Raw genomic sequence first — 23,051 nt, 5'->3', positions numbered from 1 at the left:
ACCACGTTCATGACTTTGGACCGGTTCGATCCTAAATCACTGTGATTTAGCGAACCTGATCGAGCAGCCGCTTGCACTCAAGCAGATCAAACAATGTTTCTTGCAAGAGAGCACGGTTGTCACGCGTGAGCTTGCCGCTGTCGGCCTGAACGGGACCGTCTTCTTCGTTCTTGCCAATGCCAAAAAAGCGGCGGCTGGGCTTTACCTTCGGTTGCCCGACCAACATCTCGTCGTCACCCGCGCGTGGCTGTGTCGCAGATGTAAGCGTAACCGCATCGGCCTGTTTTCGCTGTGCTATCGCCTCTACAGCGGCCATGTCTCCGCTGCCAATGGCAACCAGAAACTGATTGCCATTCTCGCGCAGCAATTTCTGCACACCCTTGATCGTGTAGCCCTGCTCGTAAAGCATATGCCGAATGCCTTTGATAAGGTCGACATCCTGCGGGCGATAATAGCGACGTCCCCCGCCTCGCTTCATCGGCTTGATTTGCGTGAAGCGCGTCTCCCAAAACCGCAACACATGCTGTGGCAGGTCAAGATCCTCGGCAACCTCACTTATCGTGCGGAACGCATCAGGGCTCTTTTCCATGGGCAACTCCTCGCTGGTTGGAGCACGATCGGCAAGAATGAACTCGGTCCCTGCACCTGGTGCCCCAGAATACAGAGAATCAGCCGGAAAGTCCTCGCTAACGCGCGAACAATGCCTCAATTCTATCGTTCAGGGAATAATTTTAACTGCCGCCGCCAAAAGCAGACAAGCTTTTCCACCGCGCTTTAGTGGCAACAAACCAGCCTATTTGTCGTCCCTCGCCTTGCCGTTCTGATGGGCTCGCAAGATACGGCTCTTAAGCACATTGGAAGCTTTGAACGTCATCACCCGGCGCGGCAAAATCGGCACTTCTTCACCGGTTTTCGGATTGCGGCCAATGCGCTCATTCTTGGAGCGCACATGAAAAGTGGCAAACGATGACAATTTCACTGTCTCGCCACGCACGATCGCCTCGCAAATCTCGTCAAGCACTGCTTCCACAAGTTCGGCCGACTCTGTGCGCGACAAGCCGACTTTGCGGTATACAGCCTCGGCAAGGTCAGCACGCGTAAGTGTCTTTCCCCCATTATAACCGTCCCATCAGCTAAAAAATTCAATCAATACAAACAACGGACGAAACTAAGTAATTGATCCGCCTAGGTCAAGGACCGAACTGATCTTCAACGCACTTACCAGCGCACCAGAACGGCACCCCAGGTAAATCCACCCCCATCGCTTCCAAAAGCACCAGATCGCCGCGCTTTATGCGTCCATCCGCCGCTGCAATCGACAGCGCAAGCGGTACCGACGCTGCCGACGTATTGCCGTGAAGATCAACGGTTATAACCACTTTTTCTTCAGCGATACCGAGTTTCTTGGCAGAGGCATCAATAATGCGCTTGTTGGCCTGATGCGGCACGAACCAGTCCAGATCGTCAGCGGTGATGCCAGCTTGCGAAAATGTCGCCTCGATAACGTCGGTAATCATGCCCACGGCATGTTTGAAGACCTCGCGCCCCTCCATCCTCAGATGGCCGACAGTGCCCGTCGTCGAAGGGCCACCATCGACAAAGAGCTTTTCCTTATGAGTACCGTCGGAACGAAGGCTTGCCGCCAAGATACCGCGCTCGGCAACCGTGCCCTCGCCTTCGCTTGATTCCAACACGAGCGCACCTGCCCCGTCACCAAACAAAACGCACGTCGAACGGTCGCTCCAGTCAAGAATGCGGGAAAATGTTTCGGCCCCGATGACCAGAACCCGCTTGGCCTGCCCGCCACGAATATAGAGATCGGCTGTCGTCACCGCATAGACGAAACCGGAGCACACAGCCTGCATGTCAAAAGCAAAACCATGTTGCATGCCAAGCCGTTGTTGAATTTCGACGGCGGTCGCAGGAAATGTGTTGTTGGGTGTCGAGGTTGCCAGAACGATCAGGTCTATATCGTCCGGCGTCAGACCCGCATTGGCAAGCGCTGCACGGGCTGCAGCCTCCCCAAGCGAGGCCGTTGTCTCATCGTCGGCCGCAATATGGCGTTGACGAATTCCCGTTCGTTGGGCGATCCATTCGTCGGAAGTCTCGACCATGCCTTCAAAATCGGCATTCTTCATGATGCGGCGCGGCAGCGCGGAGCCAGTACCGCGCACAATTGATCTGATCAAAGTTCTTTTTCCTGTCCGGCTTCGTCGGTATCGACGGCGGGGTTTGCTATTGCTTGCTTATGAGGATTTCGCGCGTGGAACAAGTCGAGGTCAGCTTCGATATTATGAAGCAGGCCATTGCGAACCATATCGTAGCCAAGTTCAACCGCAGCAGCAAAACCTGCTGAGTCGGCACCGCCATGGCTTTTGACGACGATGCCATTCAATCCAAGGAAAACACCGCCATTGGAACGGCTGACATCCATCTTTTCGCGCAGCAGATCAAACGCCCCCTTGGCGAAAAAATAACCGATTCGCGCCATCAGGGTGCGGCTCATGGCAGCCCTCAGATAGCCCGAAATCTGCCGTGCCGTGCCTTCCGCAGTCTTGAGTGCGATATTGCCGGAAAAGCCCTCTGTCACCACGACATCGACCGTACCCTTGCCAATATCGTCACCCTCCACAAAACCATGATAGTTCATTGAGGCCAAATCAGCCTCGCGCAACATGCGCCCGGCCTCCTTGACCTCTTCCTGGCCCTTGATCTCCTCGACACCGACATTGAGCAAACCAACGCTCGGACGTTCGATCCCGAAGATCGAGCGTGCCATGCCCGTGCCCAATATGGAGAAATCGATCAATTGATGCGCGTCCGCACCAATGGTGGCCCCAACGTCCAGAACGACACTTTCACCGCGCAGATTCGGCCAGATCGCGGCAATCGCCGGACGGTCAATACTTGCCATGGTACGAAGGCAGAATTTCGCCATTGCCATCAGCGCACCGGTGTTGCCCGCCGAGATACAAGCATCTGCCGTGCCGTTCTTGACCGCCTCGATGGCCTTCCACATCGAAGACTTCCAGCGACCGTGGCGTAAAGCCTGGCTTGGCTTGTCGTCCATCTTGACGACGACTTCGCAATCCACGAACTCGCTCACCTGCGCCAGTTTTGGAAACTTGTCCAATTCTGGCCGCACGACATCCTCACGCCCATAAATGATGAAACGTATATCGGGGCGGCGGGTCGCAACCGCCATGAGTGCCGGGATAACCACGCTCGCGCCGTGATCTCCGCCCATGGCATCAATGGATATTCTGATCACGCGGTAATTATCTCACGGTTCAATTTGCTCGCAAGCGATGCCCGGCGAAAATAGCGGTTTTGAACTGTCATACAACTACCTTTTCTGAGAGCGACCCTGGTTTCCCGAATTTGCAAGCAGCACACGCAGCTTTTTCTGGAATTCGCTCTCGAGTGCCCCTTCGCCTTCGGCAATGTCAAGGCAAGCTCCTAGTTTTCGTGGATAGGGATCAATTTCGAGTCCGAAAAACTGCTCTGCAAACGCTCCGACATCGATCGTATCGCCTGAAAAAGGCTCTGGGCCATCGGGCCCCTCGGCGTCGAGCATGATCTCTCCACCCTCATTTGCATCAGGCCGTGCGAGTTTGGAACCGTCAGGCGCAAAAAGCCCCTCGACCTGCGTCTCTATATGGGTCCGGATCGGTTCAAGCGACACCACGCATGTCTGGGTTATGTCGGCTTCGAGCGTGCCGGAAACCTTTATTCCACGCCGCTTCCAGGCGCTTAGCACCAATTCTACGTGGTAATTTTCAACCAACAGCAATCCGTGATCACGCGCCAGCCGCTGGCGCTGCGCCTCGTCCGCGTCAATCACTACGGGCAAGCCATTTTGCGGGAGCCGGGCAACATGTGCCTCAAACGACACCGCACTTTTTTCATCTACTTTCGTCATCGCGGACTACCTTCAAACCGTTGCAGCAGGAAAGGTCAACTTGCCTGCACAGATCGCCTCGGATTTCTGTGATATCAGCACATGCTTTGCGTTCAAAACATACTGCACAATGTGAGTTGCCTCCGGCCAATCACCCGCATCCGGCATAATGTTGCGCCCAAGGGCAGCCATCAACGCCTCGCGGTCATCGTCATCATGCTCCAATGCATCCGCATAGGCAGCGGTGCGCCCATAATACATTCTGGCAAGCTTCTTCATACGCTTAGGCACGCCCACGTCGCCTATCCCCAATTCTCGCAGCGAATGTTCGACATCCTGAAAAAAATCGTCGATCAGCACTTGAGCAATGTCCGCGGAGACGCCGGTTTCGCCATGCATGCGGTGCTGAAACAGGAACATATGCAGCGACACCATCTCGAATCGCCCAAGTGGCGTATCCGGCACCTTCCAATCTGAATAAAATATCGGCTGCCGCGCCGCCGCCACGATTTGTTCGTACAGCGCTTCGGTGATTTCACGGTTAGCGTGGCGTTCGCGACCAAACAGGCGATCAAACATTGAAGACGGTCTCCGGGGCTGTTTGTTGGGGTTGCCTTGTTGCATCGGTCGCTAAGCTGGTTTACCGGTTTTGCAAACCCGCGCAAGCGGGCACCCAAAGCTGATAACATGGAGTTGTCGTTGCGCGAGTCGAATTGCAAGTCAACGTTTTCGTATGGTTCCGTTCGCATTGCGTCGGTAATCGTTCTCGCCTCCGCACTTTCGGGGTGCAATACGTCAAAGATGTTCGGCGACGTCAATCCGGGTGAAACGCTCCACCAGGGCTACGTCATCGATCAGCAATCGATCGACCTCGTTCCCGTCGGGTCAAGCCGTGAGCAGGTTCTCCTGGCGCTCGGCACGCCTTCAACGACCGCGACCTTTGACAATGAGGTTTTCTACTACATCTCGCAGACGCGCAAGCGTGCGGTTGCCTTTGCCAAGCCAAAGCTTGTCGATCAACATGTCCTCGCCGTCTATTTCGGTGACGATGGCCGTGTAACCAATATCGCCAATTATGGCTTGAAGGATGGCAGGGTGTTCGACTTCATTTCGCGCACCACACCGACAGGCGGCAAAGACCAGAACTTCCTTTCGCAAATCATCAGCGGTGCCGGAAAACTGTCACCGAGCGGCGCGGGCAGCTTGCTAGGCGGCTCGTAAAAGTGCCGATCGCAAATTTATAAGCCGGTTTTCCACCGCAAATTTCATAAAATCGACGAGCTTGGTTGCACTTCACTGTAAAGCAGGCCGCTTCAAACCAAAAACCCGCGGAAATTATCCGCGGGTTTTTATTTGAACCATCGGTGGTTCTTGGAGCGGCTCAACCCTTGATAGGTTCTCTGAGCCGCTCCAAATATCTGTTTTGACTAAATTCCGGGAAACCCGCTGCGCGCTTTTCCCGGTAATTGCTCTAGCTGTGTGCCAGAACCGCCAGCAACAGCAGCGCCACGATATTGGTGATCTTGATCGCCGGGTTGACTGCCGGGCCAGCCGTATCCTTATACGGATCGCCAACCGTGTCGCCAGTCACCGAAGCCTTGTGGGCTTCGGACCCCTTCTCATGCGTGGTGCCGTCCTTGTCGATGAACCCATCTTCAAAGGACTTTTTGGCATTGTCCCAGGCACCGCCACCGGATGTCATCGAAATCGCAACAAACAGGCCGTTGACGATAACACCGAGCAGCGAAGCACCAAGTGCCGCAAAGGCCGAAGCCTTGGAACCGGAGATCATGAGCACGCCGAAATAAACGACCAACGGTGCCAGAACCGGCAGCAGCGACGGAACAATCATCTCCTTGATCGCCGCCTTGGTGAGAATATCCACCGCACGTGCATAGTTGGGCTTGGATGTTCCCTGCATGATGCCTGCATCCTCGCGGAACTGCTTGCGCACTTCCTCAACGATTGCACCTGCCGCACGGCCCACTGACGTCATGGCAATGCCGCCGAACAGATAGGGGATGAGACCGCCAAAGATCAGGCCAGCGACAACATACGGGTTCGACAGGTCGAACGAGACCTTGCCGAGGTCGGCAAAGTACGGATATTTCTCGGCATTGGCCGCAAAATACTGGAGATCGTTCGAATAGGCCGCAAACAACACAAGCGCGCCAAGACCAGCCGAGCCAATTGCATAGCCCTTGGTGACAGCCTTGGTTGTGTTGCCCACCGCATCGAGCGCATCGGTGGACTGGCGCACTTCCTTGGGCAGACCAGCCATTTCGGCAATACCACCGGCATTGTCGGTGACAGGGCCAAAAGCGTCCAGTGCCACGATCATGCCGGCCAGGCCAAGCATCGTCGTCACAGCAATCGCTGTCCCGAACAGACCGGCAAACTGGAATGTGGCAATAATGCCGCCAACAATGACGATGGCAGGCAAAGCCGTGGATTCCAGCGAAACCGCCAGCCCCTGAATGACGTTTGTGCCATGACCGGTAACGGAAGCCTGTGCGATCGACACGACAGGACGCTTCCCGGTCGCCGTATAGTATTCCGTGATGACGACGATGAGTGCCGTCACCAGAAGGCCGATCAGACCACAGATGAACAGGTTCTGGCCGGTAATGGACATGCCGCCCACAGTACCGATCTCACCCCAGCCAATGGTCAGCGACGTAGCGGCGCCCAGACCGACGATCGACAATAGGCCGGTAACGATCAGTCCCTTGTATAGTGCGCCCATGATCGAGCCGTTTGCACCGAGCTTGACGAAGAACGTACCAACAATCGAAGTGATGATGCAGGCACCGCAGATCGCCAGCGGATAAGCCATCACGTCGGCAAGATTGGCCGCACCGCCAAAGAAGATCGCGGCAAGAACCATGGTGGCAACAACGGTCACCGCATAGGTTTCAAACAAATCAGCCGCCATACCCGCACAGTCGCCGACATTATCGCCAACATTATCGGCAATCGTCGCCGGATTGCGTGGATCATCTTCGGGAATGCCCGCTTCGACCTTGCCGACAAGATCGCCACCGACATCGGCACCTTTGGTGAAGATACCGCCGCCGAGACGCGCGAAGATCGAGATGAGCGAAGCGCCAAAGCCCAGCGAGACCAACGCATCGACAACTTCGCGGCTGTCAGGTGCATTACCAAGTGGGCCGGTCAGAACCAGATAATAAACGGAAACGCCAAGCAGTGCGAGACCGGCAACCAGCATGCCGGTGATCGCGCCGGACTTGAAAGCGATATCAAGGCCTGCCGCGAGGCTGTTGGACGAAGCCTGTGCGGTTCGCACATTGGCCCGTACCGACACATGCATGCCAATGAAGCCCGCGACGCCCGACAACACGGAGCCAATCAGGAAGCCGATTGCCGCCGTGATGGAAAGCAGCCACCAGGCAAGCAAAAGCACCACCACACCAACGATGGCGATTGTTGTGTACTGGCGCGTCAGATAAGCCTGCGCACCTTCGCGGATAGCCGCTGAAATTTCCTGCATGCGCGCATTGCCTTGGTCGGAAGCTAGTACCGACTGTGTAGCCCAGATGGCGTACACGACAGAGAGCAGGCCGCAGGCGATGACGACGTAAAGCATGGTCATTGCCGGAGTTTCCTCGAGTAATGGTCCGAAAGAACCCCTCTCCGGACCGATGGGGACGAGACCGGCTTTCCGTCACACGGATTCCGATCATTCGAAGCGGCTTATGCGAAACAGGTCGGCGAACGTCAAGATATTGTTCGGTTTTTGCCCCGTTTTCGCCCTAAAGGATTAGATAAAGGCGTGCATAATCGTTTTGCCTGCCGATTATATCGAGAAGGCCGCCTCGCCACATTGAGCGATTCCCGCCAGCTATATGTCAGGCAGCTTGGCGCCGCTCCGTCAACTGAAGCATCCCCAGCAGGACAAGGCAGGCCACGGCAACGGGTAAAACGATCCAGGCCAGCATGTTCCATCCCCAGGCGTTGTAAACCGCGCCCGACATCAGCGAAGCAAAGGCAACGCTCGAAAACAGGACGAAATCGTGGAAGCCTTGTGCCTTGCCTTTTTCTTCAGGCTGGTAGGATTCCGAGACGATAGCGGTTGCGCCGATGAAGCCGAAATTCCAGCCGAGGCCAAGCAGGATCAGCGCCGACCAGAACTGCCACAATTCAATCCCCGAAAGCGCGACGAGACCGCAGATGATCAACAGGACAAAACCGGTGGCGACGATCACCGGCGCACCAAAACGATAGATCAACCTGCCGGTAAAAAGCTTGGCCCGAACATCGCCATCACATGCCATGAAATGCCGAGCGTCGCCTCATCCGAGGTGAAACCACAGCCCACCATGGCAAGTGGCGCGCCTGTCATGACAAATGTCATCATCGCGTAGGAGCCGGACGCGCAAAGCAATGCAATGGCATAGCGTGGCTGCGTAACGATTTCGATGAGGGGCCGCCCGCTCGCAACAATCACCTGCTGGTCTTTCACAGGTGCCTTTGCAGGCAGGAAGAAAAGGATAATGGCACCGATTGCCGCCAGCACGATAAGTGCTGCAAATGCCCCGGCAAACATGACCGGAGCCAGAAGGTCTTTGGTAAAGATGACCACTTGCGGCCCAAGCACCGCAGTGACGATACCGCCCGCCAACACGAAGGAAATCGCGCGCGCCTTGAATTCAGGTGGCGCATTATCTGCCGCCGCAAAACGGAACTGTTGGACAAAAGCCCCGCCGACCCCAACCAGAAGCAATCCAAAGGCAAATAGCCAGAAACTGGACTGGAAAAGAGCGATTGTGGCAACCAGCGCGCCCAGCGCCGTGATTCCGGTCCCCGTCATGAAACCGTCGCGTTGGCCAAGTCTGCGAATGATCGCCGCCGCCGGCAATGCGCCCAAGGCAACGCCGAGATTAAATCCGGTGAGCGGCGCGGTCGCCAGGGATTTGTCGGCATCCAGCATGTAATGCCCGGCCAGCGCACCAAGCGCAAAGCATATCGGCCCCGCCGAGCCGACTACAGCTTGCGCAGCGGCCAGGATGATCGCCGTGCGCCGTGCCTGACGCTCAACGTTCACATGGGCGGTTGTCATCAAATACCTCCGCCCTTGCCTTTTCCTTCACCGCGTACGCGGCGCGACACGCGGTCCAGAACCGCATTGACGAGCTTTGGTTCATCGTCAGCATAAAACGCTTTGGCAATGTCGACATATTCCGACACAATCACCGCTACGGGAACCTGTTCAAGTTGCATCAGTTCATACGTCCCTGCCCGCAAAATTGCGCGCAGCGTAGAATCAAGACGCGAAAGCGGCCAATCCTCGGTCAACGACTGGCGGATGATCGGATCGAGGTTTTTCTGCCCCTCCACCACGCCAGCCAATATGGCGCGAAACCATTGCGCATCAGCCTCACGATAGAGCGCGCCGTCAACTTCCTTGCCAAGGCGAAACGATTCATACTCCGCGGTAATTTCCAGTAGACCGCTGCCAGCCACGTCCATCTGGTAAAGCGCCTGCACAGCCGCCAAACGCGCGGCGCCACGCTTGTTGGCCAGTCGAACCGGCGGCTGGGTGTTATCTGAAGATTGTGTCACGCTCATCTGGTTCCAAGTTTCTTTTGAAGCGCAATCATGGTGAGTGCAGCGCGCGCCGCAAAGCCACCCTTGTCACCTTCTGTCCGCTTTGCCCGCACCCAGGCCTGTTCGTCATTTTCGGTCGTGATGATGCCGTTGCCAATGCAAAGTGATTCCTGCACCGAAAGATCCATCAGCGCACGTGCCGACTCATTGGCAACGATGTCGAAATGATGCGTCTCGCCGCGGATCACCGTTCCAAGCGCGACATAGCCATCATAAGCTTTGCCATCGTCTGCTTCCCCATCAAGCGCAAAGGAGATAACCGCCGGAATTTCAAGCGCGCCGGGTACTGTCACAACGTCGTATTTTGCACCGGCCGCATCGAGTGCAGACTTTGCACCGTCCAGCAACGCATCGGCCAGATCATCGTAAAAGCGCGCTTCGATAATCAGAAGCTTCGGTTTCTTGTCTTTGGCCATATGTCTTGCGTCTCCGGAGAAGCCGGTCAATTAGGCCGAAGCGGAGCCAACCGCAAGCGTTGTGACCCGGTGAACGGTTCAATTTTGCAAGTTCGCCTCAAAGGCGCTGGTTTGACGCCTCAACCAGCCTGGCTGCGTAGCGCGCCATCGTGTCGATCTCGAGATTGACCTGATTGCCAATTTCTCGCTCGCCCCATGTCGTAACACTGAGCGAATGATGGATCAAAAGAACGTCGAACTGCGTGCCGTCGACCTTGTTAACCGTCAACGATGTGCCATCCAGGGCAACAGAACCTTTTGGCGCGATGAATTTCGCAAGTTCGCGTGGAGCCTCCAGCGTGAAGCGAACCGCGTCACCTTCATCTTTGCGCCCGACAACCATCGCCATTCCATCGACATGACCGGAAACAATGTGGCCGCCAAGCTCATCTCCAACCTTCAAAGCCCGTTCAAGGTTGATATGCGTTCCAGTACCCCACTTCGCCGCTGTTGTCAGTCGCAGCGCTTCTTCCCAGGCCTCAACCTCGAACCAGCCTTCATCTGAATCCGTATCAGGCAAGCCGGTAACAGTCAGGCACACACCGCTGCATGAAATCGACGCGCCAATCGCAATTGTTGCAAGGTCATAGCGCGTAACGATGCGCAGACCGACCCCTTCCTTCAGCGGCTTGATCGCATCGACAGTTCCGACATCGGAAACGATACCCGTAAACATCAGATATTCCTCACCCACTCGTCATAGCTGTCATCGTCGAAGCGCATGCTGCGCACTTTCCGAAAACCCGCCGGGATACGCGTGGCATCTATGGGTGCCGCAATCCCGTTTTCACCAATCTCACCCGTTCCCTGGAACAGGACGATACGATCGACCAGTTCATCCTCCAGAAAAGCCCTGGCAACGCTGGCACCACCTTCAACCAGCACGCTCGCCATGCCAAGTGCTGCAAGATCTTCCAGCAATTCCGGCAGCGCAATGCGCTCGCGATGTGTGTCGGTTCCAAGAAAACGAACACCCCGGCGTTCGAGTGCGCCCCGCGCATCTTGATCAGCCGCCTGACTGATGGCCAGATAAAGCGGCACACGATCAGCACCGGCTACCAGTTTCGACGTTTCCGGCAGCCGCATTTCCCGGTCGAGAACAATGCGGGCCGGCGAACGGTTTTCCAGCCCCGGCAAACGCACCGTCAAGGCCGGATCGTCTTCCAGTGCCGTACCAATCCCGATCAAAATCGCATCGGTTTCAACGCGCATCATATGCACCTCACGCCTGGCAATCTCACCGGTAATGGAAATCTGGCCACCGTCTTTCACGCCAATTTTCCCGTCACGCGAAAGCGCAAGCTTGAGTGTCACTTCAGGCCGTTTCTTCAATGATCGCATGAGATATCCGGCCATCAGATCGGAAGCTTCTGCGGCCATCACCTTCTCGACCACCTCGATCCCCGCCTCGCGCAGTATCGCGTAACCCTTGCCGGACACGCGTGGATCAGGGTCGCTGGCCGCCCCAACCACGCGCCGAACACCGGAATTGACCAGAGCAGTGGCGCAAGGCGGCGTGCGGCCATGATGGGCGCACGGTTCCAGCGTCACATATGCGCTCGCCCCCCGCGCCAGATCGCCAGCTTGGGACAGGGCTTCGGCTTCGGCATGCGGGCGCCCGCCAATCGCGGTAACGCCAGTGCCGACAATCATCGGACCAGCACCATCATCGCGCACGATAATTGTGCCCACCGAAGGATTGGTTGACGTGCGCCCCGCATTGCGCCGTGAAAGCCTGAGCGCCGCAGCCATATAGCGACGGTCCAACAAATCCTGAGAGGCTTTGGCGCGCCCCGTCATCACCTAACCAGCGTCCTCATCGCCCTTCAACTCGCCAAGAACCTCATGGAAATCCTTGGCTTCACGGAAATTGCGGTAAACCGACGCAAAACGCACATAGGCGACGTCATCCAGCGACTTCAGCGCCTCCATGACCAATCGCCCGACCTCACCGGAGACCACTTCAGTTTCGCCTGAGCTTTCAAGCTGGCGCACAATGCCGGTTACCGCTCGGTCAATGCGCTCAGGGTCGACATTGCGCTTGCGCACCGCAATCTCGACCGAGCGCAGCAGCTTGTCGCGGTCGAACGGCACTTTACGCCCGGTTTTCTTGACCACCACCAGATCGCGCAATTGCACGCGCTCGAAGGTCGTGAAACGACCGCCACAATCCGGGCAGACGCGACGTCTGCGGATTGCAGCCCCGTCTTCTGCGGGACGTGAATCCTTCACTTGTGTGTCTTCAGACTGGCAATAGGGACAGCGCATTGGCAACCTTTGCGGCACGATTCTCTTGGAGAAAAAGGCTTAGAGCCTTTTGCTGCACAGGCAAAGCGCCCCTAAAGAGAGATAAGGGGAAACAGAAGCTTCTTTTCCGCGTATTCTTGTTCTAAATCAAATGCTTGGTGAGATTTCATGACTCAATTTATTCAGGCTCCGCCGTCAACGGATAGCGAAGCCCGAGAAGATTTAGATACGTTCGTTACCCCAGATAGGGGTAGAGCGGGAAGCGTTCGGTCAACGCCACGACCTTCTTCTTCACTTCCGCTTCAACGGCACCATTGCCTTCATCGGAATTGGCAACTTTCAAACCGTCGAGAACTTCGGCAATCAACTGGCCAATCTCGTGAAATTCGGCCTGCCCGAAGCCGCGCGTCGTTCCTGCCGGTGTACCAAGACGCACACCGGATGTTACGAAAGGCTTCTCCGGATCGAACGGGATACCATTCTTGTTGCAGGTCACATTGGCACGGCCAAGAGCCGCCTCCGCCCGCTTGCCCGTCGCATTCTTGGGACGCAGATCGACCAACATCAAATGATTGTCGGTTCCGCCCGAAACGATATCGAGACCCGTCTCCTTCAAACTGGCAGCAAGCGCCTTGGCATTTGCCGCAACGTTTTGCGCATAGAGTTTGAAGTCCGGCTTCAATGCTTCGCCGAATGCCACCGCCTTGGCCGCAATGACGTGCATCAGTGGTCCGCCTTGTAAACCGGGGAAAACCGCCGAATTCATCTTCTTGGCAATGTCTTCGTCATTGGTGAGGATCATGCCGCCGCGCGGGCCGCGCAACGATTTATGCGTCGTCGTTGTCACCACATGAGCATGCGGCAATGGCGAAGGATGCACACCACCGGCAACGAGCCCGGCAATATGCGCCATATCGACCATCAGATAGGCGCCAACCGCATCAGCAATCTCGCGAAAACGCTTCCAGTCCCAAACCCGCGAATAGGCCGTGCCGCCGGCAAGGATCAATTTCGGCTTGTGCTCATGCGCCTGTCTCTCGATCTCATCCATGTCCAGCAGATGATCATCCTGGCGCACACCGTATGAGACGACTTTGAACCACTTGCCGCTCATATTGACAGGAGAACCATGCGTCAGATGTCCACCTGAATTGAGGTCCAGCCCCATGAACGTGTCGCCCGGTTGCAGCAATGCAAGAAACACAGCCTGGTTCATCTGGCTACCGGAATTCGGCTGCACATTGGCAAAATTGCAGTCAAACAGCTTCTTGGCGCGTTCGATGGCCAGTTCCTCGGCGACATCGACGAACTGACAGCCGCCATAATAGCGTTTGCCCGGATAGCCTTCGGCATATTTGTTGGTCATGATCGACCCTTGTGCCTCCAGTACGGCGCGAGAAACGATATTTTCCGAGGCAATCAGCTCGATCTCATGACGTTGACGTCCAAGTTCATTGCGGATCGATCCGAAAATTTCCGGATCGGCATCTGCAAGCGTCGTTTCAAAGAAAGATTCGAGCGAAGTCGAAGCGGTGGATTGTAATGCCATGGCTTATTTTTCCCTGCGTCCGGAGGTCTGGGCGCATTAGCACACTTGATAGACACTCGCCATGTTTGCCCCGCGAAATTTGCTGCTCCGATTGCGTCACGCGGCAATTCCAGGAAACTACGCAGTGGTTTTGCGCCCTGGAGACTATCGAAACGCAAAAAGCCGCCTCGCAGGCGGCTTTTCAAGAAATGTGCAGGCAAATTAAAGCGACGACGTCATCTGCAATTCATCAACACCATCCCAGCCATAAATATCGTCTCTGAACTGGACGACACGGTCACCCGTCGACCATGCACTGACATAGAGGAAATGGACAGGCACAGGGTTTGTCACCGCAACAGGCTGGCTCTCGCCGGTCTTGATAGCAGCTTCGAAATTCTGGCGGCTCCAGCCCGGCGTATCACGCAAAATCCAGGTCACGAGGTCACGAACATTTTGAACCCGTACACACCCTGACGAGATCGAAACGCATGAGCTTGTTGAACAGGCTTTGCTGCGGCGTGTCGTGCATGTAGACGCCGTCCGGGCTCGGGAAATTGATCTTGACCGAAGCCATCGCATTGCCAGCACCGGGGTCCTGCCTGAAGCGGTATTTCTCGGCATCATCCGTCGACCAATCGACGGTCATCGGGTCAACTTCGCTGCCATCGGGGGCAAAGAGGCGGATATGGCTATCCTTGAGATAATTGGGGTCCTTGCGCATCAAGGGGATAATGTCCTTGCGCACGATCGAGGCCGGCGAAGTCCAGTACGGATTGACGATAATCTCGTTGATCTTGGAATTGACGATCGGCGTCTGCCGGTCGACCTTGCCAACGATTGCCGTATGGCGCAGCACGACACGACCATTCTCGACAGCCTCGACCTGTGCAGCCGGAATATTGACCAGCACATAGCGATCGCCAAGGGTTCCTACTCTTTCGCGCAGCCTGCCCAAATTCGTCTGAAGTTGACCAAGACGCACATCGGCGCCAACATTCATTGCTGCGTAGGAATATTTGCCCAGCACCCCGTCTTCGGGCAAACCATGACGGGCCTGAAAGCGTTTGACCGCAGCGTCCACATAGGAATCGAACGATTCCGACAGGCCGGCATTTTGCGGGAGATCGCCAGACACCATCAAGCGCCTGCGCAATGGCAGCACGTCGGCGTCAATAACGCCAAGCTTCAGCTTCTTGGTGTTGGGAACGCGTTGCCAACCGCCGCGCCCGACGATGTTCTGATATTGCGTGATCGCCAGTTCGGTAAAAGAAATCGTCTGGGCGCTGAATATTGGCAGCGTCGAAGCTACTTTTCCCCGGTCGCTGGTGCGCGCATCGAATGTGTCGTCCCAATTTCCGCGGCGCGATGACTTCAAAATGTCGTCAATCACGCTTTGCGCACTCGCACCACCCGCGACAACCGACGCTGCTAGCGCGGAAGCTCCGGACAAAAAGATACGGCGGTTCGTTTTCATCGGTGTTCCAGACTTGTTTTCAATCAACGCAAGCTGCTTGCCATCAGACCAGGTTCCGCACTCTAGGCCTGCACTCTAGAATTGCCAATCTTAACAACTCGCCAACCATAGCGTCGTCAGATCGTCTCAATAACGACCGAGGCACCCTCAGGTTCCAATTGAAACAGGCTGGAAAGGCGCGCTGTGTAGATCAAGAAACGGCAATATTCATCGTCTCGTTCCCATCCCAATATGGCGGCAACGTGGCGCTGGTTGGTTCAACAGCGTGATCGCGCGATAAAAAAGCGGGCCAGCGCCATTCCGGCACCGACCCGCGACTGGAGTTTCAGGCTGCGCTGCTAATGGCGCGCTCGACTTTGCTTACATCCGATATGCGATGGTATCGTTCCAGAAGCGATCGAGGCGCTGCAAAGCCCGGTTCATCTGCTTGAATTCGTCTGTATTGATGCCGCCGACATGCTCGATCGAACCGACATGGCGGTCATAAAGGCCCGCAACCACTTCCGCGACCTCATTGCCCTTCTCGGTCAGGCTGACGCGAACCGAGCGGCGGTCTATGCGCGAACGCTGATGATTGATGAAACCAAGATCGACCAGCTTCTTGAGATTGTAGGAAACGTTGGATCCGAGATAATAGCCACGCGAGCGCAGTTCGCCTGCCGTCAGTTCTGCATTGCCGATGTTAAAGAGCAGCAACGCCTGGATAGCATTGATGTCAGAACGGCCATTGCGGTCGAATTCATCCTTGATGACATCAAGAAGGCGGCGGTGCAGCCGCTCAACAAGCTGGAGCGATTCCATGTATAGCGAACGGATCGCCTCGTTTCGATCCTCAGATACGTTTGCGGGCTTCGCCGCCGGACGTGAATTGATCATTGTCTTTGCCTCTCGTTTGTCGCCCGGTGATTTTTTTGTTTCTCTCACCTTGGGCCCGACACTATCGAATACTCATAAAATTCGACTTAAACGCCAAGGCTAACAAGAGCTTACTGGTAACAGTCTTGGAAAGAGGCTTAATGAAATGTCACGCAAACGCCGAAAATTAACCTAAAGAAATAGCGAACCGAAGCGCATGACAGGCAAGGATGTTCTTCTCCGACGTGAGGAAGGCTTTGAAATTACTGTTGAGCTTGTCGCTTCTGAAAATGGATCAGCACTCTGAATATGATGTAGAGCACAGCAACCGCACCGTGAGCGGCCACGATAAGCCAACGGTGGCCGAACATCTGCGATAGGCCGGTAAACATCACGACTTCGGTTGCCGCACAAATAAACCAGATAACCGGCCCCCACGAGGCCAGCATCCAAAGCCCCGCCGCAGCAAAAGGAAACAGCACCGCCAATGAGGTCGCTGCCACCTGCCAGTGTATCGGCATCAGATCGAAGCGAAACAACGGCCCCGGATAATAGCCTATCAACCTGATCCAGTAGAGCACGCCGAACAACAGGCAATAGCTGGCAACGATGCGCATGAACCAGACGAACATGATCTCAACCAACGTAGGTTGGAGAACAACCTGCCTCGATGTCTCGTTCACAGGATCAATTCTCCGTCGCCAAGCGGTGCGAAATAGGCGTCCACCACAGTAGCGTCGACGTCATCAAGGTCAGAGGGTGACCACATCGGCGTCGAGCCTTTGTCAATCAGTGCGGCACGGATGCCTTCGTAAAAATCATGGCCGACCAGCATCCGGTTGAGAATGCGAAATTCCATCTTCATGCATTCATCCATGGAAAACTCCAGGCCCGCATTGATTTGCCGCCATGTCACTTTCAGGCTTGTTGGAGAACGGCTGGTGATGGTGGCCAACGTCTTTTGTGCAAATTCATCATCTGGCGCGTCTTCTTCGAGGCTTCGAATAACGGCCTTGAGAGAAGGCCGCGTGAAATGACGCGCAATCAATGCCATTTTCTGTTGATCGCTCTCAGGCGCGGCTGGGGTGCTGAACTGACCAAGAGCGGCTTCCGGCTCACCGCTTTTTATGAACGCTTCGATGAAGCCCACTTGATCCGCCGCCTTGATGGTATGTGTTGCAAGACTGGTGGCCAGAGCATCGCCATATCTGATCCGGTTGCCCGTCAAGGCGAGATAGAGGCCAAAACCATTGTCTAGACGCGGCAGGATATAACTGCCGCCGACATCCGGAAAAAAACCGATGCCAACCTCAGGCATGGCAAATGTTGCATTCTCGGTCAGGACGCGGTGCGAACCGTGGAATGACACGCCAAAGCCGCCGCCCATGACGATACCGTCGATCAATGCGACATAGGGCTTGTTAAGCCGCGCGATCTGGGCATTGAGCCTGTATTCATCAGCAAAGAACTCGACGAACGGCTCACCCGCCTTACCGGCATGATAAACCTGCAAGATGTCACCGCCTGCAGAGAATGCCCGCCCCTCCCCCATGATCAGGATAGCGGCAATCTCATCATCCCCATCCCAGGCGGTCAGCGCCCTGGAAAGCGCCTTGACCATCTTGTGGCTCACCGCATTGAGAGCTTGTGGCCGGGTCAGCGTTGCAACGCCCGTCCGGCCTCGCCGCTCAAAACGGATTTCATCGCCACCACCAAAATCCATATCCAAAGAATCCCTGCAAACACTACCGGCATCAATGTGCTAAAGCGTTGCATATAGGCGCGTCAATGCAGGCCCATCGCTTGCGCCACGGCCGCGCTGCTTTTACACCATCCATGCAAGCTGCCCAGAATCTGCCTCGATACACTCACACGATGCGCGGCTGGCACAACCATGTCGCATTGGTATCAGGCAAAATCGCATGCTAGAAAGACGCGAAATCGCGGAGCTTTCCCATGAACAAATTCACACCTGCCAGACTGGCAGGCCAGCGCAGCGTCGATGAAATCACCGGATCGCGCCGCCTGCGAAGAATGCGCAAGGCACCTTGGTCGCGCCGCCTTGTTCGCGAAAATCATCTGAGCGTCAATGATCTGATCTGGCCGATATTTATCGTCGAGGGCAAGGATATTCGCCAACCCGTCGATGCCATGCCGGGTGTTTTCCGCCTCTCCATCGATCAGGCCGTGAAAGAAGCCGAGCAGGCAGCGAAATTGGGAATACCGGCCATTGCCACCTTTCCCAATGTGGATTTGCAGTTGCGAGACCAGACCGGTTCGCAAATCCTCGACCCTGACAACATCGTCAACCGCACCACCCGTGCGATCAAGGCAGCCGTGCCTGAAATCGGCATCATCACCGACGCGGCACTCGATCCCTTCACCAGTCACGGCCATGATGGCATTTTGCGCGATGGCATTATCGTCAACGATGAAACTGTTGCGCAGATTGCCGCCGCCGCCGTATTGCAGGCCGCCGCTGGTTCTGACGTCATCGCACCATCGGACATGATGGACGGGCGTATCGGCGCTATACGCGAGGCCCTCGACGCCAACGGGTTTCACGACGTCGCCATCATGTCCTACGCAACCAAGTTCGATTCAGCCTTTTATGGTCCGTATCGGGATGCCATTGGAACCTCCGGCCTCCTCAAGGGGGACAAGAAGACCTATTACATCGACAACGCCAATTCCGATGAAGCGATCCGCGAGGCCGAGCAGGATATCCATGAAGGCGCCGACATGATCATGGTCAAACCCGGCCTGCCCTATCTGGATATTATCCGTCGCGTGAAGGACGAATTCGCCATGCCGACCTTCGCCTATCAGGTGTCGGGCGAATATTCGATGATCAAGGCGGCCAGCGCCAATGGCTGGATCGATGGCGAGCGGGCGATGATGGAATCACTGCTTGCGCTCAAACGCGCCGGTTGCGATGGCATTTTGACCTATTTCGCACCAGCCGTCGCGAAAATTCTCAAAGGATGAGCTGAGCGCCACGCGCGTCACCATCTCTCTCGCGCAGCCCTGCATTTCTTGGAAAGAACGAACATGGAATATCGTTATCTCGGTCGTTCGGGCCTGAAAGTCTCAACGCTTACCATGGGCACGATGACATTTGGCGGAGCAGGAAAATTTTCCGCAGTCGGCAAGACCGATGTCACAGAGGCGCGCCGCCTGATTGATATGTGCGCGGATGCCGGCGTCAATCTGATTGACACCGCCAATGTCTATTCCAATGGCCTGTCGGAAGAAATCATCGGTGAAGTGTTCACTAAAAGACCCAGGGGCGACATGCTGATCGCCTCGAAGGCGCGTCTGAAAATCGGGAGCGGACCAAATGACGAAGGCTCGTCACGCTACCACCTCATACGCGAATGCGAGAAAAGCCTGAAGCGCCTGAAGACCGACGTCATCGACATCTATTTCCTTCATGAATGGGATGGCACGACACCACTTGATGAAACGCTCGCCGCACTCGAAACTTTGGTTCAGCAAGGAAAGATCCGCTACATCGGCTGTTCCAACTTTTCTGGCTGGCACATGATGAAGGCGCTCGCCATCAGCGACCGCAACAACGCGCCCCGTTTCGTCACTCAACAGATCCACTATACGCTGGAAGCACGCGAAGCCGAGTATGAATTGCTGCCGATCTCGGTCGATCAGGGGCTTGGTGTTCTCGTCTGGAGCCCTCTTGCGGGCGGTCTGTTATCTGGCAAGTACAGCCGCGACCAGCAGACCGCGCGCCAACTATCCGGCTGGCATGAACCGCCGATCCGCGATCAGGACAGGCTGTGGCGCATCGTCGATGTCCTGAACGCGATCGGCAAGGAACGCGGCGTGTCGGCAGCACAGATCGCCCTCGCCTGGCTGCTTGGCCGTCCAGCGGTTACATCGCTGGTCATCGGCGCGCGCAATGAGGCACAGTTCAAGGACAATATCGCCGCCGCCGAACTCATCCTTTCCGAAGACGAGAAAAAACGGCTGAACACGGTGAGTTTGCCACCAGTGATTTATCCATACTGGCATCAGCAGGCGACAGCGCGGCGCAGTTTTGGCGCGGCCGATCTCGTTCTCGACCGTACCAGCGGATCAGCCTGACAAGAACAAGGCCCGCACCATCGTGTCCGCATCCCACGCCGCAGAGGAAACAGCGTACAACATCCATTGGCGGCGCAACCTTGCGGTATGCTTTGCCGGTTCATTCACCACCATCGTGGCGATGACATTATTGCTGCCCTTTCTCCCTATCTACGTTGAGGAACTTGGCGCGCAAGGGCATGCCGCAATCGTCCAATGGTCGGGCATCGCCTATGGCGCCACCTTTCTGGCCGCCGCATTGGTTGCACCTCTATGGGGCCGGTTGGGAGATCGCTTTGGACGCAAACTGATGCTGGTGCGCGCCAGCCTCGGCATGGCGGTCTGCATGTCGCTGATGGGGTTGGTGCAAAGCGTGTGGCAACTGGTGTTGCTGCGCTTGCTGATCGGCTTTGCCGGTGGCTATTCGTCAGGTTCAACCATTCTCGTCGCCATGCAAACGCCCAGGGAACGATCCGGCTGGGCTTTGGGCGCTCTATCGGCGGGCATCATGGCAGGAAATCTGGTCGGCCCGCTGATTGGTGGTGCCTTGCCACCCCTCATTGGCATCCGCGCGACTTTCCTGCTTGCCGGTGGCATCATCTTCGTGGCGTTTCTGGCGACAAGCTTCTTCATTCGAGAAGAACCGCGAAAGGCCAAATCCTCCAAGGAAAAGTCGCACGGCGCATGGGCCGCCATTCCCGACAAACGCCCCGTTATCGCCATGCTTTTCACCGGAATGCTGCTCATGTTCGCCAATATGTCGATTGAGCCGATCATAACGGTTTATGTCGCACAACTCGTTGACGACCAAAGCAGACTTACCCTTGTCTCCGGCATCGTCATGTCTGCGGCAGCCCTTGGCAGCATTCTTTCGGCTTCATACCTTGGAAAGCTGGCGGACCGGGTCGGGCACTGGAATATCGTCATCGCCGGCCTGGCTGTTTCCGCCCTTCTCCTGATCCCGCAGGCATTCGTCACGCAGGCTTGGCAATTGGTGGCGCTGCGCTTCTTGATGGGGCTGGCACTTGGCGGTCTCCTGCCCTCGATCACCAGCGTTATTCGCCACAATGTTCCTGATCACATCGGAGGCAATGTTCTTGGAATGGCGGTATCCGCTCAATATGTGGGACAGGTCGCAGGGCCGGTGCTCGGCGGTTTTGTCGGCGGCCACTACGGCATGCGTGCGGTATTTCTTGGCACTTGCGCTCTGATGGCGTCCGGCGCCGTCTATAATTGGTCAATCCAGTCGCGGCGCAACAACACCATGTTGCAGGCACCACACACCATCGGCAAAGACGCTGACATGGGGCAAAATCATGAACGCAAATGAGAAATCCAGGCGCCGGGCAGATCGAGCCCTTACTTTCTTTGGTGGTTTTTGCGGCGCATCCGGCGTCGCGCTGTCAGCTACTGCGGCCCACCATGGCGGCGCATTCACTGGCACGGCTGCGTCATTTCTCTTGATGCATGCGCCGGTCTTTCTCGTCGTCGGCTTATATCGCGCCAACCGCATCCTGCGCATTGGTTGCATGATATTACTGGTCGGGCTTCTCGTCTTCAGCGGCGATTTGCTGGCACGCGATTTTTTCGGTTCGCGCCTGTTTCCGCTGGCCGCACCAATTGGCGGCACGCTATTGATCACCGGTTGGCTCGCAATCGCTTTCGCTGCCTTCTATCCTTCAGACAGATGATGCGAGACTTGCCCGCATCTTGAAAAGCAGCCAACATCCACCATCTGAAAAGATCGGTAACGATTGGGGAGAGATATGAACCCACATGCGCTGGACGGCGACATCATCAACAACAGGCTGGATGACGTTCGGGCCTATGAAGGTGTGAGGTCACGACGCATTTTTGCGTTCATTATCGACTATGTGATCGTGGCGCTGCTCACCATTCCCTTCGCGATACTGGTTTTCTTTCTTGGCCTTCTGACATTCGGTCTTGGCTGGACATTGTTTGGCATTCTCGTGCCGCTCGTTGCTATCCTTTATATCTGGAACACGCTTGGCAGTCAGGATCAGGCCACGACAGGCATGAAAATGATGGGGATCAGGCTGGACCGTCTGGACGGCAAGCGGATCGACGGCCTGACCGCTGTGGTGCATTCCGTGCTGTTTTGGGCCGGCAACGTTATCTTGACGCCACTTGTGCTGCTCGTGGCACTGTTCACGAACCGCAAGCGCACACTCCACGACATTCTTTTGGGCACCGTGGTTTCGCGAAGCGACCGCTAATCCCTTACCAAGGCCCTTGTGAAACAGCTTATTGGCGAATAAACTCATCGGCGATGGGGATGGAGTACCCCCGAAACCGCCCATGAGGGATGATGACTCCTGCTGCAACGCAATTGCGGTAGGGGTGTGTCTGGACAAACCCGCCGCCGGCGGGTTTTTTATGCCCGTTCGACTCAAGGAGCGCGCATGTCTTTCCTAACATGTCTTTTCGTGATGGCAGGCGGTGCCATCGGCAGCCTTGCCCGGTACGCCCTCTCATTAATGGCGCTGCCGATCAGCGGTAGTATTCCGTGGGGCACCGTTCTGATAAATATCGGCGGCTCGTTTCTCATCGGCCTGTTTGGAACATTGACACTGTCGCATGGCCGATATCCCGCGCCAGAAAATATCCGGCTCTTTGTTATGATCGGTTTTTGCGGTGGTTTTACAACGTTTTCGTCGTTCAGCTTGCAAACACTCGACCTGTTACGCAATGGCGCAATTGTGCGTGCCACGGTCAATATCGCGGCATCCGTGATACTATGTGTGGGCGCAGTTGCCGTTGGTCATGTGATCGCGGCATACCTCAATGGTGGCGATTCGCGTATCGCTCAGCTAGCCATTGAGGAGGAAGGCGGCCCGGTTCCGATGCAAAAGTCTTGAA

The 23,051-nt window shown here is 56.1% G+C and carries 21 protein-coding genes, 4 pseudogenes and 1 riboswitch; of the genes and pseudogenes, 7 read left to right on the top strand and 18 right to left on the bottom strand.

Going from position 1 to position 23,051, the window contains the following annotated elements; translation table 11 throughout:
• Positions 1–46 precede the first annotated feature (46 nt).
• The 6 genes and pseudogenes from AC0L7S_RS15550 to AC0L7S_RS15525 form a co-directional block, all read right to left on the bottom strand.
• Positions 47–589 carry a MerR family transcriptional regulator gene (locus AC0L7S_RS15550; RefSeq protein WP_473471845.1) on the bottom strand — a complete coding sequence of 181 codons (543 nt, stop codon included), beginning with the start codon at positions 587–589 and terminating at the stop codon, positions 47–49.
• A gap of 204 nt (positions 590–793) precedes the next feature.
• Positions 794–1,114: pseudogene (locus tag AC0L7S_RS15545) on the bottom strand (integration host factor subunit alpha); the annotation flags it as partial.
• A 104-nt stretch (positions 1,115–1,218) separates the two neighbouring features.
• Positions 1,219–2,189, bottom strand: a pseudogene (locus AC0L7S_RS15540) (beta-ketoacyl-ACP synthase III).
• Positions 2,186–3,271 carry a phosphate acyltransferase PlsX gene (plsX, locus tag AC0L7S_RS15535; protein WP_473471844.1) on the bottom strand — a complete coding sequence of 362 codons (1,086 nt, stop codon included), beginning with the start codon at positions 3,269–3,271 and terminating at the stop codon, positions 2,186–2,188. Before plsX ends, AC0L7S_RS15540 begins: the two are co-directional and overlap by 4 nt.
• Positions 3,272–3,346: 75 nt before the next feature.
• A complete protein-coding gene (locus AC0L7S_RS15530) occupies positions 3,347–3,922 on the bottom strand; it encodes a YceD family protein (RefSeq protein ID WP_473471843.1) in 576 nt (191 codons plus the stop codon).
• A 12-nt stretch (positions 3,923–3,934) separates the two neighbouring features.
• Positions 3,935–4,480: a ubiquinol-cytochrome C chaperone family protein gene (locus AC0L7S_RS15525; protein ID WP_473471842.1), complete on the bottom strand. Its 546-nt coding sequence runs from the start codon at positions 4,478–4,480 to the stop codon at positions 3,935–3,937.
• Positions 4,481–4,600: 120 nt separating this feature from the next.
• Here AC0L7S_RS15525 and AC0L7S_RS15520 point away from each other — a divergent pair, with 120 nt between their 5' ends.
• Positions 4,601–5,122 (top strand): outer membrane protein assembly factor BamE, encoded by a 522-nt coding sequence (locus AC0L7S_RS15520; RefSeq protein WP_473471841.1) that lies wholly within the window; start codon positions 4,601–4,603, stop codon positions 5,120–5,122.
• 250 nt (positions 5,123–5,372) lie between these two features.
• Here AC0L7S_RS15520 and AC0L7S_RS15515 read toward each other — a convergent pair whose 3' ends face one another.
• The 12 genes and pseudogenes from AC0L7S_RS15515 to AC0L7S_RS15460 form a co-directional block, all read right to left on the bottom strand.
• Positions 5,373–7,514 (bottom strand): sodium-translocating pyrophosphatase, encoded by a 2,142-nt coding sequence (locus AC0L7S_RS15515; RefSeq protein ID WP_473471840.1) that lies wholly within the window; start codon positions 7,512–7,514, stop codon positions 5,373–5,375.
• A 256-nt stretch (positions 7,515–7,770) separates the two neighbouring features.
• A pseudogene (locus tag AC0L7S_RS15510) lies at positions 7,771–8,981 on the bottom strand (MFS transporter).
• On the bottom strand, positions 8,981–9,490 hold the full coding sequence (nusB, locus tag AC0L7S_RS15505) for a transcription antitermination factor NusB (RefSeq protein ID WP_473471839.1): 510 nt from the start codon (positions 9,488–9,490) through the stop codon (positions 8,981–8,983). The pseudogene AC0L7S_RS15510 and the gene nusB overlap by 1 nt, the downstream one beginning before the upstream one ends.
• Positions 9,487–9,945, bottom strand: coding sequence for a 6,7-dimethyl-8-ribityllumazine synthase (locus tag AC0L7S_RS15500; RefSeq protein WP_473471838.1), 459 nt, complete (start codon positions 9,943–9,945; stop codon positions 9,487–9,489). The genes nusB and AC0L7S_RS15500 overlap by 4 nt, the downstream gene beginning before the upstream one ends.
• 97 nt (positions 9,946–10,042) lie before the next feature.
• Entirely contained in the window at positions 10,043–10,660 is a 618-nt protein-coding gene (locus AC0L7S_RS15495) for a riboflavin synthase (protein WP_473471837.1), read from the bottom strand.
• Entirely contained in the window at positions 10,660–11,784 is a 1,125-nt protein-coding gene (gene ribD, locus AC0L7S_RS15490; RefSeq protein ID WP_473474325.1) for a bifunctional diaminohydroxyphosphoribosylaminopyrimidine deaminase/5-amino-6-(5-phosphoribosylamino)uracil reductase RibD, read from the bottom strand. Before ribD ends, AC0L7S_RS15495 begins: the two co-directional genes overlap by 1 nt.
• A 3-nt stretch (positions 11,785–11,787) precedes the next feature.
• Complete coding sequence (gene nrdR, locus AC0L7S_RS15485; protein ID WP_473474324.1) at positions 11,788–12,252, bottom strand: transcriptional regulator NrdR; 465 nt, start codon at positions 12,250–12,252, stop codon at positions 11,788–11,790.
• Positions 12,253–12,466: 214 nt separating this feature from the next.
• A complete protein-coding gene (gene glyA, locus AC0L7S_RS15480) occupies positions 12,467–13,780 on the bottom strand; it encodes a serine hydroxymethyltransferase (RefSeq protein WP_473471836.1) in 1,314 nt (437 codons plus the stop codon).
• Positions 13,781–13,981: 201 nt separating this feature from the next.
• Positions 13,982–15,236, bottom strand: a pseudogene (locus AC0L7S_RS15475) (L,D-transpeptidase family protein).
• Positions 15,237–15,596: 360 nt separating this feature from the next.
• Positions 15,597–16,112: a transcriptional regulator LdtR gene (gene ldtR / locus AC0L7S_RS15470; RefSeq protein ID WP_473471835.1), complete on the bottom strand. Its 516-nt coding sequence runs from the start codon at positions 16,110–16,112 to the stop codon at positions 15,597–15,599.
• A gap of 242 nt (positions 16,113–16,354) precedes the next feature.
• Positions 16,355–16,723, bottom strand: coding sequence for a DUF6163 family protein (locus AC0L7S_RS15465; protein ID WP_473474323.1), 369 nt, complete (start codon positions 16,721–16,723; stop codon positions 16,355–16,357).
• A gap of 47 nt (positions 16,724–16,770) precedes the next feature.
• Complete coding sequence (locus AC0L7S_RS15460) at positions 16,771–17,814, bottom strand: enoyl-CoA hydratase/isomerase family protein (RefSeq protein ID WP_473471834.1); 1,044 nt, start codon at positions 17,812–17,814, stop codon at positions 16,771–16,773.
• 233 nt (positions 17,815–18,047) lie between these two features.
• Here AC0L7S_RS15460 and hemB point away from each other — a divergent pair, with 233 nt between their 5' ends.
• The 6 genes from hemB (at position 18,048) to crcB (ending at position 23,050) form a co-directional block, all read left to right on the top strand.
• Complete coding sequence (gene hemB / locus AC0L7S_RS15455; protein ID WP_473471833.1) at positions 18,048–19,079, top strand: porphobilinogen synthase; 1,032 nt, start codon at positions 18,048–18,050, stop codon at positions 19,077–19,079.
• A gap of 63 nt (positions 19,080–19,142) precedes the next feature.
• A complete protein-coding gene (locus AC0L7S_RS15450; protein ID WP_473471832.1) occupies positions 19,143–20,192 on the top strand; it encodes an aldo/keto reductase in 1,050 nt (349 codons plus the stop codon).
• Positions 20,193–20,211: 19 nt separating this feature from the next.
• Positions 20,212–21,501, top strand: coding sequence for a multidrug efflux MFS transporter (locus tag AC0L7S_RS15445; RefSeq protein ID WP_473474322.1), 1,290 nt, complete (start codon positions 20,212–20,214; stop codon positions 21,499–21,501).
• The gene (locus AC0L7S_RS15440) at positions 21,488–21,862 is read left to right on the top strand and encodes a DUF423 domain-containing protein (RefSeq protein ID WP_473471831.1); all 375 of its coding nucleotides are present in this window, start codon (positions 21,488–21,490) and stop codon (positions 21,860–21,862) included. The genes AC0L7S_RS15445 and AC0L7S_RS15440 overlap by 14 nt, the downstream gene beginning before the upstream one ends.
• A 75-nt stretch (positions 21,863–21,937) precedes the next feature.
• On the top strand, positions 21,938–22,408 hold the full coding sequence (locus tag AC0L7S_RS15435) for an RDD family protein (RefSeq protein WP_473471830.1): 471 nt from the start codon (positions 21,938–21,940) through the stop codon (positions 22,406–22,408).
• A 46-nt stretch (positions 22,409–22,454) separates the two neighbouring features.
• A riboswitch (Fluoride riboswitch) is annotated at positions 22,455–22,517 on the top strand.
• Positions 22,518–22,594: 77 nt separating this feature from the next.
• Positions 22,595–23,050, top strand: coding sequence for a fluoride efflux transporter CrcB (gene crcB / locus AC0L7S_RS15430; RefSeq protein ID WP_473471829.1), 456 nt, complete (start codon positions 22,595–22,597; stop codon positions 23,048–23,050).
• Position 23,051: the final 1 nt, after the last annotated feature.

It is taken from the genome of Mesorhizobium sp. G2-6-1 (genome assembly GCF_055809095.1).
This window is presented reverse-complemented; position numbering and strand designations above follow the sequence as displayed.

Excerpts from the sequence above, each read along its gene's own strand:
- ribD (WP_473474325.1), bottom strand. The coding sequence starts at position 11,784 with ATGACGGGGCGCGCCAAAGCCTCTCAGGATTTGTTGGACCGTCGCTAT.
- AC0L7S_RS15465 (WP_473474323.1), bottom strand. The coding sequence starts at position 16,723 with ATGTTCGTCTGGTTCATGCGCATCGTTGCCAGCTATTGCCTGTTGTTC.
- AC0L7S_RS15440 (WP_473471831.1), top strand. The coding sequence starts at position 21,488 with ATGAACGCAAATGAGAAATCCAGGCGCCGGGCAGATCGAGCCCTTACT.
- AC0L7S_RS15500 (WP_473471838.1), bottom strand. The coding sequence starts at position 9,945 with ATGGCCAAAGACAAGAAACCGAAGCTTCTGATTATCGAAGCGCGCTTT.
- nusB (WP_473471839.1), bottom strand. The coding sequence starts at position 9,490 with ATGAGCGTGACACAATCTTCAGATAACACCCAGCCGCCGGTTCGACTG.
- glyA (WP_473471836.1), bottom strand. The coding sequence starts at position 13,780 with ATGGCATTACAATCCACCGCTTCGACTTCGCTCGAATCTTTCTTTGAA.
- crcB (WP_473471829.1), top strand. The coding sequence starts at position 22,595 with ATGTCTTTCCTAACATGTCTTTTCGTGATGGCAGGCGGTGCCATCGGC.
- AC0L7S_RS15450 (WP_473471832.1), top strand. The coding sequence starts at position 19,143 with ATGGAATATCGTTATCTCGGTCGTTCGGGCCTGAAAGTCTCAACGCTT.
- AC0L7S_RS15435 (WP_473471830.1), top strand. The coding sequence starts at position 21,938 with ATGAACCCACATGCGCTGGACGGCGACATCATCAACAACAGGCTGGAT.
- AC0L7S_RS15550 (WP_473471845.1), bottom strand. The coding sequence starts at position 589 with ATGGAAAAGAGCCCTGATGCGTTCCGCACGATAAGTGAGGTTGCCGAG.
- AC0L7S_RS15530 (WP_473471843.1), bottom strand. The coding sequence starts at position 3,922 with ATGACGAAAGTAGATGAAAAAAGTGCGGTGTCGTTTGAGGCACATGTT.
- AC0L7S_RS15515 (WP_473471840.1), bottom strand. The coding sequence starts at position 7,514 with ATGACCATGCTTTACGTCGTCATCGCCTGCGGCCTGCTCTCTGTCGTG.
- AC0L7S_RS15460 (WP_473471834.1), bottom strand. The coding sequence starts at position 17,814 with ATGGATTTTGGTGGTGGCGATGAAATCCGTTTTGAGCGGCGAGGCCGG.
- hemB (WP_473471833.1), top strand. The coding sequence starts at position 18,048 with ATGAACAAATTCACACCTGCCAGACTGGCAGGCCAGCGCAGCGTCGAT.
- AC0L7S_RS15525 (WP_473471842.1), bottom strand. The coding sequence starts at position 4,480 with ATGTTTGATCGCCTGTTTGGTCGCGAACGCCACGCTAACCGTGAAATC.
- ldtR (WP_473471835.1), bottom strand. The coding sequence starts at position 16,112 with ATGATCAATTCACGTCCGGCGGCGAAGCCCGCAAACGTATCTGAGGAT.
- nrdR (WP_473474324.1), bottom strand. The coding sequence starts at position 12,252 with ATGCGCTGTCCCTATTGCCAGTCTGAAGACACACAAGTGAAGGATTCA.
- AC0L7S_RS15495 (WP_473471837.1), bottom strand. The coding sequence starts at position 10,660 with ATGTTTACGGGTATCGTTTCCGATGTCGGAACTGTCGATGCGATCAAG.